Here is a 15528-nt window from a genome sequence, read left to right as displayed (position 1 = left end):
ATTGCCCTCCTAATTTAAAAGTTATTTTTGTAATTCGTGAATCTTATTCTTTAGTGCAATTTGTAAAGCTGAATTTTTGGATTGAATAGCCTGTGTATAATCTTTCTGCAATTGATCTAATTCAGATAATTGTTTACCTGAACCAGCTACAGGTGGTCTACCCGGTAAAGCAGCATTAGCAGCTACTTGTACAGCCTCATTAAATGCTGATTTAAATGCCTGAATGTTTTCATTTGTCGTTTCTGCAGTGTCTGAAATTAAGAATGAAGCAAATGAAGCTGGTAAACTCTCAGAGATTAATACTTTTTCGGTTTCAGTGAATAATTTTTCTTGATTGAATTGTAAACGTTCAGCCTCAAATGACTTTCTATCCTCTTCAATCTTTGCTAATTCTTTATCACGTTCAACCTTGAATCTTTCTTCCTGAGACAACTTAGCAAGCTTTTCTGCCTCTTCTCGTTCTTGTTGAATACGTGTTTCTAATTCCTGAGTAGTCTTAGCTTCCCATTTTTTCTGTGCTTCTGTGACTCGTCTGTCTGCCTCTTGTTGTAATTTAAGATTTAATTCTTCTTGAGTTAGTGTAATGCTCTCAGGTTTCTGTCCTGCTTCATTATTAGGATCAGCTCCTTCATTTTCTCCCTCTGCAAAGAATTGCATATCCAGTTTTAACGGCAAATCAGGTGTATGAACGTGTTTAAATAATTCCATAGTATATATTCCTCCTAGCCCTCTACAGTTGCCATATGGCCCCTATATAGTTCTAATTTAGTCCGATTAATTATGATGCCCAATCGACAAAAGGCAAAAAAAGCTTCCAAAATTGTCCGCGATATTTTTTAAGGGTAGTAGTAATATGCAATGTCCAAAAAGGGGGTATGGGGAGGTATCCTTTGGACAAATAAAAAAGGAGTGTCAGTTAGACTCCCCTTAGTTATCTTTCTTCCTTATTTACAATACAATGAAGTATAATGTGGTAAGAAAATACGTTATAAGTCTTGCATACGGCATTCAAATCGACTACCGATAGTCAATCTTATGTAAACTATTAACAAGGTTAAAGTATTGATACATCAAAGTTTGTATAATTTCTATGTGGTTATTAACATACATGTTTATATACATCTTGATATACCAACGTTTATCAGCTACTTAATTAACAATGTGAAATGAGATAATGTATAGAATCCTGTATAACAAGTCTAAGATCCTAACCTTTCCTTCTCCCATTCATCAAGCTGCATATCCTCTAAATAATCATGTTGAGTACTACTGTTGATACCAAGGATCTCATAAGTGAGGAAACATCGACAATTAATCGTATTTTCTGGTCTAGAGAACATTTTAGGTGCTTTAGCTGTGTCATCACCTATTCTAAAGTCCCCTTTTACAAGTATAGTAACATCATGTAATGCCGTATGTTTTACCCTTACTCGCTCATCTCCAACACTGTTCCATTTCTTCCCCATCTGTATTCCTTTACTCTCAGCATGCAAAGCACTATTCAATTTAGCCTTCTCAAATACTCTCCCACTCTCTGTCCTAACAACTCGATTAGCCTTAACAACATCGCCTTCAAACACTTCCTGAACACTTTTACTCATCGTCTTATATGTGCTACCTCTAACCAATCCCTGAGTAATAACATTACGCAACTTTAATATCACATCATTACGATTCTTTTCTAAATGTTCATTCAATGTTAAATAGGCAAACTCATTTTCAATACTTTGTTTCACAACATCTAACTTCAATGATCTATAACCTAACTTAACTTTTGAATCACTCTCAATAGCCCAACCACTATAATAGAAGGAATCAGTATAAACATCATACAAATGACTGTTCAAATCAGTCTCTATATCCTTATACAATTCCTTCATGATACCAATCGTAGCTTTATCAAATGATTTCATGCGACCATACTTGTTCATCTCTTGGTATGTAAGTATTCCATCAACTTCATAATTACTATATGTCTTCATTAAGAAAGTAAGAAAATCATTTAATGCCTTCTCATAAAAACTAACGACATTATTCTCAAGCTTGTTTGACTTCCTCTCCATTTGTTGTGTTAGCTTCTTTATTCGTTCCATTAATCTGTTCATCAATTTCATCCTCAACATTTAAACGGATATATTCTTCATTCTCATGCTCAATTAATTCTTTTTCATAAGCAGGATCTTCAATGTGAGCCATCTTACGTAACGTTTGCATACTTGCAATATTAGTCCCAACTAAAGCAACAGCGTTAGCAATATCAGTCTGGGTATCAGTAGGCAAATTCCTCTGGAACTTAATATCAATATCTAAATAATCGTATTTCTTGCTGATATTAAGAATATTAGTAATCATCCTAATCCTACGCTGTAAGCCTTCTTTGAAATATCTTTCCTTTGTACTTCGAGTGTTTTCTAATGGTAAAATTCTTCGTTCAAGGGCCACACCTGACGATTCTGCGAATGATTTATCTGTCATATCTGGAACTTTACTCAAATCAAGAATATCCTTCTTAGTGCGATTCTTTTGATTCTCTTTCCACTCGGAATTTATATTCTTAATTAACCATTCCGCATCAGCTTTTTCATCTTTCTCCACCTTACCGAAGTTTAACAATCTTTTTTCTTTCATCTCTTGAGTCTCAGGAATATTATCGATTCCCCATACTTTTAAAATTGCATCTGTACTGGATTCCGATTCATTTACATCATCACTCACTAAGGCTTCATAACTCTCATTTAATGTAATAATACCTTCAAAATCAGACTTTAGCTGGCTTCCCTTGTTCCAATAATAATTAACTGGCACTTCACCGTATCCATGCACCTCTTCACTCACAAGAAAGAATTCTTCATTATCCTTTTGTACAAAATGATAGTTAACATGCTCTGAATAGACATAAGCATGTAATGATTTAGAATCATCTAAAACATCTTCATTTTCCCAATATCTGATTGCTAATATAAGATTCTCTTCTACACTGTTATCGAAAACAAGAATTATATTATTCTCTATCAATGGTAAAGGCCTGAATCTAGGTTCTTTTTTACCAGATTTGGTTTCCTTAGTATAAAGAATTTCTACTCCAAAACCATAACGACTACATTGTTCAGCAATTTCATAATTAATTTTCTGTTCATCATTAGCATCATAAATATCCTGTATTTCCTGCATATATTCTTTATTCTTACTTGAATAAACAACTGGCTTTCCCATGAAATAACCAACTTGCTGATCACTGATATACTCACACCAGTTAGCCACAATTTTATTATTTGGCTTACTCTCGTCTGCAAATTTTCTATCGAGTATTTTGTGTTCACCCAGATAGTATTTGTGCATTTTTTCTTCACGTTTTGTATCATGCTTATAAATAAGCGTTTCAATTATTCCAGGTACAATAACCTCAATTTGACTTTTATCTAACCTAAACAATATTCCACCTCCTACCATATACCAAGTGATTCTTTAGTCAATTCCTTCATCTTGTCACCTTTTAAATCAATATGATCATAATCATCTAAGGCATACCAAATAGCACTGAGGCTATGCGGATCAGTGCTGAATTCATCTTCTTTTATTATTCCTTTTGAATCCTTTTTAAATGTTAGCCATTGCAACTCACGAATTACATTAGGACACGCATCACTACAAATAATTTTCTTAAACCTTTTTACCTTTTTGGTGTATTGCAGTCTGCTCCCCTTATACTTCCTTGTTGACCTCATGTTAAATCCTTGTTGTCTGAAGTATCTAATAGTCTTTGGTTCTGCTGAATCACCTTTTATCAATTCTTTTGTGAATGCAAAATCTTTTAAATCCTCTGCTGTCTCCGGGTCGGTTTTATTTTTGTCATAATATTCATAATGAATGTAGAGAATATTTTCGTTTTTATCAATTACAAGCTTTACCAAACAATTGTAAGATGTCGCAAATCCGAAATCCATTCCACATTTTCGTGAAGGATTTTGTATTTTCCTTATCTTTTCAATTATTTCATCATGAGGCATTGTTTGAAACTGCGAGAACACCCGTAAACCACTAAATCCAAATCTTCCTTCAAATTTAATCCTATAGGTATCGGGATCATATTCTTTAGTTTCTTGTAAAGCTTCTATGTATTTCTCCGTTGCAAACTTATTGTCAGTAACTACACTGTGATGATAATAAGTATCCTCTAATTTAATAATTCTTTTTTCATACAATTCTTCGTCATTTAACCTAAAGTAATTCTTTAAATCATCTTTAAAAAAGAAACGATATGTCCAATTATCTTTTGATACAGGGTTAGTGGAAAGTAAAGTATGTAAACTTAATGTTGGATGTCTTAAACGTCCTTTAAGCTCATGGTAAACTTCTTCCCTAATCTCAGAACATTCTTCAATCCAGATGACGCTGATGTTTACCAAACTTTTCAATTTTTCTGTCGAATCTCCTCCCTTGAAGATAATCTTTGAACCATTTGGAAAAAGGATTTGCATAGGATTCAAGGTAAAATTAAATTGATTGTGTAACTCTAAATGATCTTTAACAATTTCTCTAAATAATGCATAAGTGGATTCCCGATGAGTTTCAAACGTATTCCTTACAACTAAAGCTGTCCGTTTTTCACTTAATAATTTGAGGATGATTTTAAGTGCTGTATTAAAAGATTTGCTTGATCCATACCCTCCAACTAATAGATAGTTAGTGTGATCCCAATCATAAATGAAATCCTCAAAGTGTGGATTGATTTTTAATTCAGTCATCTTCGCCAGCTCGTTTTAAAACGATTTTAAATTCCTTATCTGTATCTCCATCAATTAAATTAGTAAATTTACTTAATATCTCTAAAGCTTTAGTTCTATCGCTTAATTTCAGCGTAGGTGCTTTACCACCTGCAATGTACTCAATTACTGAACCATCTACAGTTGTAGAATCTTTAAAATTAAGATAGTTTGCATTGTACTTATTACCATTCTCATCAATTTTTTCTTTCGTTCCAAAATCAACGTAATCGGTAATATCGGCAAAGGCAATTTTAATGTACTGCTCTAAAACATCCTTACTATCCATCAAAGTTTCTGTAAATAATTCCTTCTTCAATTTCTTAATATAGTTGCTAATTTTCTCACTCTTCATTAAAATATGAGCCGCTTGTTTGTCATACTTCGTTTCATCAAATGCTTCCCGATATGCTTTAGCTGCATTAAAGTGTTTCAAATAGTGAATACAAAACATTCTCTCCTTATCAGTTAGATTGTCATCGCCCTCTAATAATTCCTCAAACTCATCAATTTTCTTATCCTTTTCCATTATTAGACCTCCTTATATTAATCAAAGAAATTAGCTTCCACTACCGCTGCCATTATATCCACATGAATATGTGAGTTAAGAAGCTGTTTCGTTCCAACATCTGCATTGTAATAAGAAGTAGCAACTAACCCTTCATCATCACCTTGTAATTCTGCAGCAAACGCATAATTCTTAATTTTACCTTCTCTAGCCTGCTGTGTTATGTATTCTAACTGTTCAATTAAGTCTTTATCCTTATTAGGAAAATGTATAATTTTAGCCATAGCTACTCCTTACTTCATAATAAAGAACGCACTAATCACTGAGTATTTTAATCAATGATCAATGCATTATTAGTTGTGTTCTCTTTATCTTTAACAAAAAATAAAAAGCACCCAAGAAAGGATGCCTTAAAAACACTATTTATATAATTCTTTTTTCTGCTCGTTACTTAAGGAAGTAATTCTATCTACATGTTCATTGTATTCTTTATTAAAATCTTCGTAAGTAATTAACTTGTTATTAATAAGTATATCCCTTACTGTTTGTAACAAAATTGTATGTTCTATTCTAGATTGTTTATTTAACTCTAATTCTTTTTCTAATTCCATTGGTAACACACCTCCTTCTGCCTATAACTTTCGACATCAAGGGAGAATTCCCCTGTATATAATTTCCTATTAATGTTATAATTTAGTAGAAAGAGAGGTGAGTAGTATGGGAAATCAACACGTTACACCTCATCCTAATGGAGGATGGCAAGTAAAAGGCGCTGGAAATACAAAGGCTACATCTAGACATAATACTCAAAAAGATGCGATTGATTCAGCTAAGTCTATAGCTAAAAATCAAGGATCTGAGCTTTTAATCCATAGGCCAAATGGTCAAATAAGAGATCGTGATAGCTACGGAAATGATCCATATCCTCCAAAAGGATAAAAAATAAAATAAAATAAAATAAAAAGCACTCGACCATTTCGGTTAAGTGCTTTTTCTATTCACGACGTTTTAAACCAATAATATAAAAAAAGACCCGATTACTCGGATGTCTTAAAAATCATTTTACTTATTTATGTGAATCTGTTGCTTTAAAACTTCATTATACCCTTCACTTTCGGCTACTCTATACATTAATGCAATTCTTTGTTTTTTTAACTCTTCAGTTTCTTCCGCTTCTTCCAAACTATCCTTCTTTATTTTAAGAAAAACATCATATAAATCTTTCTCAATGAATGATTCGGCTATTCTCCATGCATTTTTCTCTGCAAGGATTCTGTTTTCCTTTATTGAATCTACAAGTCTTTCATTAAACCCATTTTTTACAAGCAAATTAAAACTACTTGATATAACATTTCCTAATTCTTCTAATTCAGGGTCAAGAACATGTCCTAATTCGTGATATAAAATAACCTTAGAATAATCTTCTAGAGATATTTCATACATTTTGTAAGAATAGTCCAGACTTTTTAAGTTCACTTTAATTTGATTTTCTATGGGATCAAAAATCATATCAACAGAGTTATCATCGGTTAAGACTAAATTTACATTAATGTTTAAGTCATTAACTATTTCTTGTAATGAAACAATTAAACTATTTATAGTCAGTTCACTCCCATCAAATATTACTTACTTAAACAATATTCGACAGAAATGACAAAAGTCCTGCTTATATATTCACTTAATATTTCTTCTGTCTAGGACAAAATTCTGATCAATAACCTCCAACGCATCAAATTCATCAGTAAATAAAGAATTATAAAATAAACCACTTTCCGTAATTCTCTCCATGGTTAAATCAATTATTCTACGTGTCTCATTTTCATCTTCAAGATACATCTACAATCCCCCTTTTTTTGACATGGGTTTGTAAAGATTAATGTTAATTTTTTAAACAAATAAAAGAGACCACCTAAAAGTGGTCTTCTTAAGTGCATCCTATGGCACTAACTCACCAGTTAGCTTAAAAAGGAAAACATTAACAATGCTTTTTAAAAATAAGAGTTACTAAAAATCCCTTAGATTCTAATCCAAGGGATTTCCAATATAACACTTATTATTGTAGCTTTTCCGCCCACAATAATGCCGTGATGGAAAGCTTCTTTTCCCATTTAAAAAGCTAAGCTCTTTACTTTGCTAATAAACCGTCAATTGTAACAAATTCATAGCCTTCTGCTCTTAATTGGTCAATCATTTGGGGCAGTGCCTTCACTGTTCCTTCTAATTTCGAATTTTGGAAATTGTGCTGCAAGACAATTCCACCGGGTGATTTATCCCTATTCAAAATCGTCATTATTTCCTCTGCGGATGTACCACTCCAATCGAGTGTGTCTACTGACCAAAGAATGTTTTTAAATCCTAGTCTTTCAAATACAAGGGCATCTGCAGGTGTAAAGTCGCCATATGGAGGCCTAATTAATGTAGCTTTTACGCCTGTTACTTTTTCAATTATTTCGTTCGTAGATTTAAGTTGCTGAATAACCTGGGACGTATATAGTTTGGAAAGTTCCGGATGATCCCAAGTGTGATTTGCAATGGTATGTCCCTCGTCTACCATTTGTTTTGCTAATTGTGGAAAATAGGAAACTTGCTCCCCAACAACGAAAAATGTGGCAGGAACACCTTTTTCTTTTAATATTTTTAAAATTTGAGGTGTAATAAGGTTGTCAGGACCGTCATCAAAAGTTAATGCAATTTGCTTTTTGGTTGTTTGGGCTTTTTCGTAAGCGATTGGCTTATTCGCTTCTGGCGTGTTTGTCTGAATAAAGGTTCTGTAAATCTTTGGATCATAGGTAACGGTCATTCCCAATTTCTGTGCAGTCACTAATAACGGAACATACGGTCGCCCGTCAATTGTGGTTGTTGTCGTAGCCAGATACTCACGGATCCATTTGTTTTTTCCCTTATCGTAATAGTCCATATATGTTTTATCTAATGGCAGGGCAACAATATTATTTCTCTCAATAGCGATAGATTGATATTTTTCATTCCGGTCAACAGTAGCACCTGTATGCTTGAAAAATATATCTGGTACCATCAAACGGTCATTTTGCATATAATAGCTCGTCTTAATAAGTTTTCCATCAACAGAAATAGAAGCGTATGATACTGTTTGGGCTTTGGCTGGCGCTACACCAAAAAGGCCTGATACGATGAAGGAAATGAGAAGAATTGGTAAAAGTGCTCTTTTTGCCTTCATCTTGGTTACTTTAAACATGATTATCCCCCTGTTTTTTCTATCTTTATTTATACAGGTATATATTATCAGGAACTTTGTCATATCTATATAGAATATTAATGGAAATAAAAAAAGGAAAATCAGGATATTAAAGGCTTGATTATGGCACTTGAAAATTTAGAACAATAATTTAAATTATACTGCTCTTAACTAGTGGATTTCGTGCCTTTAGCTCGACGTTTGCCTCAATATGACTATATGGATATGTGTAATACAGTTTGTCTGTTATGTGACATAAATGCCATGCCTTATGCAACTAACCTGTCCCGTTAGTTTATCAAGGAAATCAACAACATCCTTTAACAGAGCCTTCTAATAAAAAAGTCAGCCCTTTTGGTGGACTGACTCATTGATTTATATTCTATGTATGACTTATATATTCTATCGTGGTTTTCTATGTAATATTTATTCTATGTATTAAATACTATGTAATTTCTCTTCAATGCAGTAATCAACAAATTCTTTAGTTCTAAAATTCCGTATTCCGATAATAAAACACCTACGACCATGTCTTGTTCTTCCTCTTCTAATAGCTCCCACTCTGGAGAAAACACTGATTCATAAAAACCCAACTTATGTATGCTGATATTTCTAAATTAACCTATAAATATGTCCATCGGTTCCCGTTTCACAAAAGTATGAGCTTTCCTCTCATTGATTTACCTTCTCTTTGTATGAAAAATTCAAGACAATATTCTGAATGCTACGAAATGAAACATTTAATTCTTTTCCTTTTGTTTTATAAAAATCCATTTTAGTCATGTTAGAGGTTAAATGCTTTACTTCCTCTCGTATTTCTCTTGCAATGTTCATTGAGAGCCTGGTCTTATTCCAATACCTATCCCTGGAGTTCTTTTTATTCCCAACATCAGTAATCAATCGTAAATTTTCAATTTTATTGTTTCGTGGATTTTTATCGATATGGTCAATCTGTAATCCTTGTGATAACCAGAAATCTTTTGTAGTTCCATATGCTGAACTAAGTACAATCTCATGTTTATACATTGGCACCATTTCTTCCGTTAAATCACACTTAAGGGTCGTCATCAAATATTGACCGTGATCACCTGTTCCTTTGCAAAATTCATCCTCAATTAACCATCTGTTGCTTACTTTACTCCATACTCTCCCCGTTGGTGTGTGGCACAGGTATCTAGAAAAACTTGGTACTGGGGTCATCTCGCCTTTCAAACTTTCAAATTCTTTTACTGCTTCTTTCATTTTACATTCCTCCACATATTTTTTTAGCGTATAAACGTTTGCCTATACACTTATTGCAGCACCACATAATTTAACGCATAATAAAACCCACCTAATTAATAGATGGATTCTATATACGCTAAATGGAGATGTGGAGTCTCCAATAAATGTACAGTTGTTGATTAAAATAAAAAAAGACACTAACCGTTAAGTCAGTGTCCAATAATTAATATTAAATAAGTATTATCCTCATTCATTTCACCACAGGGGGTGGTAACCCCCTTATACATTGTCAAACAATATTCAAACTTACAGATAAACTTTTTTTCCCTATCTTTTCAACTTTAACTTTAAACTCTTTACCAACGTAATCTTCAAGAAATATTCTTTCTGTATCGTCAATATATTTTTCTTGAGCTATTCCACACACATACTCATCATCAACGAATATTCCTAAATAGTTTCCATTTTTACCTAGTTTAATTTTATTCTTATTGATTTTTAGGTTAGTATCTTCTCCACTTTCCATACCTACAAACCTACATTTAAAGTTAACGATTCTCTTAAACACTTTATTTTTATCTTCTACCCTCATGCTTTCACTTTCACTCGTTTCAATATTGGATTTGCGTTCATTATCAAAATCAACATAATGGTATCCCATTTGATTTATCAAGCGGTACTTTCCATCATTTAATGAACAGACAAAACTCACATCTTTTATAGAAGCAACCCCGTTTTTCACCTCTAAAATACCTTCATACTCTTTATCTCTTCTGTTCAATTCAGGAACTTCAATAATATCCACCTTAATATTTTTCTCTTTTGCTTTTAAATTCTCCAGTAACCCTATAGCATTTTCAGTGCAAATCCAAGGAAAAATGTATGAATTTGTTCTAACAACTTTCTTATCATCCCCTCTTTTTGTTTTGCTTGCCTTGTACTCTATATACGCACATACGGTAGTTAAAACACTTGGATTGTCACAGACATCATTTAACAATTCCCTGGTCTCTTTATAAAGGTCTTTGTACATTAGTTTTACCATTTTTAATAAACTTTTTTCTTCATCATTAGCTCTTACTTTTTTAATCTCTTTTTCTCTTTTCCAAATTTCGCCCTTCTTCTTTGAGTACTCATTATAAATTGGCGCAATCGTATCAACTAAATTAAAAAATGTTTCTTGATCAACCTTTTTCATTTCAGTAATTAGGTCATAGCTGCTCATGTCCACATATTCATTTTCAAAGTATTTCACATTATCAATTCTTTTTTCTATCCCTCTTTCAAGACTTGAACAAAATTGATTCAGCGGGCTTTCAATTTGAAGATATTTATAATCATTTTTCGTACTACCCACATCTTCATAAATGAATTTTTGAAAGTATGGTTTATTATTTTGTAATTCTAACAATACATCAGGTACAACTGGCGTTGTTCCCTTTTTAACACTGTCAATAAATTCTGCTTGTAATTGTTTACAAACTCCAATAGCTAACTCACTTTCACGTAAATCACCTTTTTCCAAAGCATACGATTGGATCAAAGTGTTAATGTTTGTAACTACAGAAGTCATATTAGAGAGATTTTTCATTTCATAATTTTCAATACTATTTTTATCGTATTTAAAAGATGGCGCAGTTACCTTATCGTCATCATTAACAATTACTAAATCATCTAATACAGCATTTAATATGGTGAAATCTTTTGTAATCAGAACTTTATCCCCATCTAGGTCAGCACCAGACAATTGAGGCATTGTTAGATCTTTCGTGTTTAACTGAATAACATTATCTAGATGTTGAATATATTTATTATCCGAGTTAATAAAATGTCCTTTCTTTACTTCATGCCAGCTAGTTAAAGGATTACGCATCATGACATGCTCACCAACACTACCTTTACAATAAAACTCATTAGCTTCTAAAAAACCTTTAACTTCTTTTCCTGACACATATTCCATAAAAGCAATACAGTCACCAGTAATGAATTTGTAGTTTGATTTAATTGGGATTTTCCCTATCAACAGCTTTTTTAATCCTTCTTTTACTTGCCTTCTAATAAACCTTTGTACTCTCGGGTCAAAAATCATTCTTTCGTCTGTATCAATGGCCTCTTGAATATCTGTATCTAATCTGTCACTTTGGGAGTTTTCATTATTGATGAGCATATTGAGGAATGTCTTAACTGAAGCAGTGTCATTTTTATTTATAATTTTCATCAACATTGAAGCATAAGGAGTAGCTAACGTCTTAATATCCTCAAAATTTAAATTCAAGGAATTTAGGAATTGATAATTCAAAGTAGAATAAATATCTGTATCATTTACAGACTTAACGTAGTTTGCAACACCAATATAATCATGACCGTACTTTTTCAATAATTCGGTATAATCCTCTACACTTTCAAATAACCACTTGTTTTTACCTTCTTCGGCCTCCTGTTTGGCCTTGAAACAACTTTCAGTTAAAATGATATCCAGTTCATCTACTTCAACCTGGTTATTCCATAAATCTTTTATATGGGTAATCTTATTTTCTTTAAACCATGATTTTAGGTCAAATGTAATTGCCAATCCTTTTACGTAGGGCATCCTAATCTGGTAACCAATACTTCTGTATTTCAGTTCTAATTTTTCAGATAGTTTTTTAGCATATTCATAGCTAACTAATCCTTGACCATCGAATGGTACGATTTCATTTTTATGATTTTCTACAAGTTTCACATCATATCCAAGACTAAATTTATTTATTAAGTTTGGTTTCTCCTCTGTTTGTTCCAAAGAGTAAACTAAGTAAGGCATATCCTTTTCCTTAAATACTTTGTATCCGAATGGTTTGTCAAGTTGATCCATTTTAATTCTTCTGTTTTCTCTGTTCCAGCCATTTTTAGATTTAACTTCCTTATCTACCACTATAGGCATTGATCCTCTAATATAATCACTGGTATATAATTCTTTAACTTCGTTCATTTTCTCTCTGTACAATTCCTCTAATTTTAGTGCTTCTTGGTACAGTATGTATTCTTCATCATTTTCATCAACTTCAAACTTAGAAACCATTTTCACATCATCAGTTATAATTTTTTCAAAATCTTTTACAATAGCAATCTTAGGTAACCCTTCGATCAGATTTAGACTGGTTAATGACAGTCCTAAAGCTGCCTCATATTTAGATACAACTGTCTTAGATGGAACTTTAGACAATGTAATAGCTTCCTTTAGATCATCGTCTAAATCTTCTTGTATAAATAATGTTCTTTGTCTCATTGTCATTGAAGAAGATTTACCAAAACGGACATATTTTGTTCCTTCAATATAAACACCTTCTCGCATAATTCGTTTGTATAACTCTAATTGACCGTCTTTTTCCTTGGCAGATATATTTTCAGCATTTAAAACAAAAATTTCACCGATATAGTTTTTACCATCAGTATCGTAAGTTTTACCCGTTATCCTATACAAAGTATTAAAAAGAATGTTCTCACTAGTTAATTGTGCTTTATCAGTGGAAACAGGTTTGAGTATTAAATAATTACCATCTTGAATTAAATTTTTAAATTTATAATGAAAAATATGATATTGATTTCTTTTCTTAGCCATCATTATCTACCTCTTTCGCTTATTTTAATTTGATTATTATGTAATTGGTTATTTTGCTAAGTATTTTTCAGCATGACTCAAAACATACTGAGTATTCGGAAAAAAGTAAACAAACTTTGTCGGCTCATTTTTATCATTTTTGAGTTTTAATAATCTGCATCCATTCATCATTAAATAGCCAGCCATTCGCTGACTAAATACAACGTAATCTTTTACATTTGAAATGTTACTGATCATTTAATAAATCCTCCGTTTATTTAAGTTTGACCTCAATGAAGTCTACACCACGGGGTGGTAACCCCGATAAAACGGTTGAGAATTGGGATGGAAAAATATATCCGTTACATTTAATAAGTAAGACCTTGGGGAAAGCTCCAGTTTCACGAGCAAAGTACGCTCCTAAAACTTCCACTCTGCATTTCCCCAAACCCCTTTGCGCTTATTAATTTTAAAAGTTGTCTATTCAACTACGTTATATATAATATTAATAATACCCATTTTGAATAGACAACTTTTATTCACCTAATTTCATCGATAATACATTCACATTTTGGATTAATGAAAGTATCGACCATAATAGTTCCATTTTCTAAATATTTCTCATTTGTCCTCATTTTGTGGAAAGTTTTCAATACACCTGATTTTACTTCTTCAAGTGATTTCTTACTTCTTCGTTCCATATTAGTAAGTATCTGTTTCTGTACTGCTTGATTTAATTCCACCATTAATGTTACATGCTCATGAGTTAATTCAACTTTATTAGCTATGCGTGTAAGTTTACCTACATTTCTAATGATGTTATAGGAATCGTAATAATACATAATATTAGCTTTCTCTGATAGAATCTTATTGACTTCTTTCTTATAGTATTTCCACATTTCCTTCTTAACGATATCCTGCTTATCCTCACAGCCTAATTCAATCATTACCTCATCTTCAACTTGCATGATTAATTGAATTTCTTCCTTTGTAGCAAGCCTATGTGCTTCTATAACATCACCATTTCCAATACAGACTGTTTTCACTTTATTCCAGTAAATCATACTTTTGCGTTCTAATCTGTCTAACATGGAATCAATATTACTTTTGAATGTACGTTTTGTAAGGTGAAAAAACTCTTCAAAATATGCTTCTTCAATATCTAAGTAGGCACTAACTTTACTCTGGTTGTAATTACCGTATGTAAAATTCTCATTAATCATCTTCATTTCTAATAACAACATGTTGATTGTCATAGATAATTCCCCATCTTCCTGCTTGCTTAGGATAAAAATAAGCATTTCATCCATTTTATCTGCATGTGCCAATTTGTTATTTCCACCGCGTTGCTCAACTTTTACTTTTGGATCATCTAATATTTTCGAAATGATAAATTTATTTTTATCCTTCAAATAAGTGAAATAACCTTCCCACTCCTTTAGCTGCGCTTGTTTGGAATATCCTGTTTTCACTTTTTCATTTAATGCTTCACATAGTGCCTTGTAGTTTTTAAAGATTTCTCCTTCACTAAGGTTTCTGGTGTTGATAATATTACTCATTTTTATATTCCATAACTCCTTTCGTCCTTAAAATAAAAACTGTTCTTTTATAATGCTATGTATCTTTCTTTAAACTTTTTAAAAGATCACTTCAAAAACTGTTTCAATGAAGGCTTATATTTGACTATTAATTCATCTAATTCATCCATAAAATTTTGATTATCAATTAAGTGATCCGCAATCAACATTAATGATTCCATGTTGATACTTGTAGTAATTCCCTTTTGGGCTGCTTGCGCCATTTCTACACTATTTTGGATAACTTCTTTGTTTGGATTATTCAATTGTTCTTTTAACTGTCTCTGTATATCATAAATAAGATAAATACTTGTTATATTTTGTTTATCCATTGATGTTAATTCCTTTGAAAATAACTCCCTATTAATATGGCTAAATTCTGGAATTTTTGTCACTAAATCATTTATTCTCTTTTCTGGTATCTTTGTTGTTTTACCTTTTGTCCAATCAGTAATAGTTTGATTACTGACTCCTATTTTTTCTGCAACCTCCTTGTATTGGATATCAAAAACCTTACAAATAAACTCTAAGCCTCTCAAAATTCTCACTCCAAATCTGATTGAATCAACTTTCCTTATATTTATAATAATCTGATTAAATCAGATTGTCAATAATATACATGTAAATATTTAGTGTTTTCATTAAAATACTTTTCAAAATAAAAA

16 protein-coding genes are annotated in these 15528 nt (G+C 32.0%); 1 reads left to right on the top strand and 15 read right to left on the bottom strand.

Annotation, left to right across the window (positions count from 1 at the left end; translation table 11 throughout):
- Positions 1–21: 21 nt before the first annotated feature.
- From MHB45_RS09425 to MHB45_RS09395, 7 genes are all read right to left on the bottom strand, one after another.
- Entirely contained in the window at positions 22–708 is a 687-nt protein-coding gene (locus MHB45_RS09425; RefSeq protein WP_340907726.1) for a DUF4355 domain-containing protein, read from the bottom strand.
- Between the two features lie 491 nt (positions 709–1199).
- The gene (locus MHB45_RS09420; protein ID WP_340907725.1) at positions 1200–2105 is read right to left on the bottom strand and encodes a phage minor head protein; all 906 of its coding nucleotides are present in this window, start codon (positions 2103–2105) and stop codon (positions 1200–1202) included.
- Entirely contained in the window at positions 2038–3432 is a 1395-nt protein-coding gene (locus MHB45_RS09415) for a phage portal protein (RefSeq protein ID WP_340907724.1), read from the bottom strand. The genes MHB45_RS09420 and MHB45_RS09415 overlap by 68 nt, the downstream gene beginning before the upstream one ends.
- 11 nt (positions 3433–3443) lie before the next feature.
- Entirely contained in the window at positions 3444–4745 is a 1302-nt protein-coding gene (locus tag MHB45_RS09410; protein ID WP_340907723.1) for a PBSX family phage terminase large subunit, read from the bottom strand.
- Complete coding sequence (locus MHB45_RS09405) at positions 4738–5292, bottom strand: terminase small subunit (protein WP_340907721.1); 555 nt, start codon at positions 5290–5292, stop codon at positions 4738–4740. Before MHB45_RS09405 ends, MHB45_RS09410 begins: the two co-directional genes overlap by 8 nt.
- Before the next feature lie 17 nt (positions 5293–5309).
- A complete protein-coding gene (locus MHB45_RS09400) occupies positions 5310–5555 on the bottom strand; it encodes a hypothetical protein (RefSeq protein ID WP_340907720.1) in 246 nt (81 codons plus the stop codon).
- 135 nt (positions 5556–5690) lie between these two features.
- Entirely contained in the window at positions 5691–5882 is a 192-nt protein-coding gene (locus tag MHB45_RS09395; protein WP_340907719.1) for a hypothetical protein, read from the bottom strand.
- 106 nt (positions 5883–5988) lie between these two features.
- On the opposite strand from MHB45_RS09395, the gene MHB45_RS09390 reads away from it, so the two are divergent.
- Complete coding sequence (locus tag MHB45_RS09390; RefSeq protein WP_340907718.1) at positions 5989–6210, top strand: DUF2188 domain-containing protein; 222 nt, start codon at positions 5989–5991, stop codon at positions 6208–6210.
- Between the two features lie 123 nt (positions 6211–6333).
- Here MHB45_RS09390 and MHB45_RS09385 read toward each other — a convergent pair whose 3' ends face one another.
- From MHB45_RS09385 to MHB45_RS09350, 8 genes are all read right to left on the bottom strand, one after another.
- Entirely contained in the window at positions 6334–6714 is a 381-nt protein-coding gene (locus MHB45_RS09385) for a hypothetical protein (RefSeq protein ID WP_340907717.1), read from the bottom strand.
- Between the two features lie 231 nt (positions 6715–6945).
- Positions 6946–7107, bottom strand: a complete 162-nt coding sequence (locus MHB45_RS09380; protein WP_340907716.1) for a hypothetical protein — start codon at positions 7105–7107, stop codon at positions 6946–6948.
- A 289-nt stretch (positions 7108–7396) separates the two neighbouring features.
- Positions 7397–8485, bottom strand: a complete 1089-nt coding sequence (locus MHB45_RS09375) for a polysaccharide deacetylase family protein (RefSeq protein ID WP_340907715.1) — start codon at positions 8483–8485, stop codon at positions 7397–7399.
- A gap of 672 nt (positions 8486–9157) precedes the next feature.
- Complete coding sequence (locus MHB45_RS09370; protein ID WP_340907714.1) at positions 9158–9727, bottom strand: HNH endonuclease signature motif containing protein; 570 nt, start codon at positions 9725–9727, stop codon at positions 9158–9160.
- 271 nt (positions 9728–9998) lie between these two features.
- Entirely contained in the window at positions 9999–13307 is a 3309-nt protein-coding gene (locus tag MHB45_RS09365) for an RNA dependent RNA polymerase (protein WP_340907713.1), read from the bottom strand.
- A 48-nt stretch (positions 13308–13355) separates the two neighbouring features.
- Entirely contained in the window at positions 13356–13544 is a 189-nt protein-coding gene (locus tag MHB45_RS09360; RefSeq protein WP_340907712.1) for a DUF5659 domain-containing protein, read from the bottom strand.
- A gap of 281 nt (positions 13545–13825) precedes the next feature.
- Positions 13826–14845, bottom strand: a complete 1020-nt coding sequence (locus MHB45_RS09355) for a hypothetical protein (RefSeq protein ID WP_340907711.1) — start codon at positions 14843–14845, stop codon at positions 13826–13828.
- An 86-nt stretch (positions 14846–14931) separates the two neighbouring features.
- Positions 14932–15402 carry a helix-turn-helix domain-containing protein gene (locus MHB45_RS09350; RefSeq protein ID WP_340907710.1) on the bottom strand — a complete coding sequence of 157 codons (471 nt, stop codon included), beginning with the start codon at positions 15400–15402 and terminating at the stop codon, positions 14932–14934.
- Positions 15403–15528 lie beyond the last annotated feature (126 nt).

Source organism: Peribacillus sp. FSL K6-5616 (assembly GCF_038008245.1).
Lineage (GTDB): Bacteria > Bacillota > Bacilli > Bacillales > DSM-1321 > Peribacillus > Peribacillus frigoritolerans.
The sequence above is the reverse complement of the archived record's forward strand: the minus strand, read 5'-3'. Positions and strand labels throughout refer to the sequence as shown.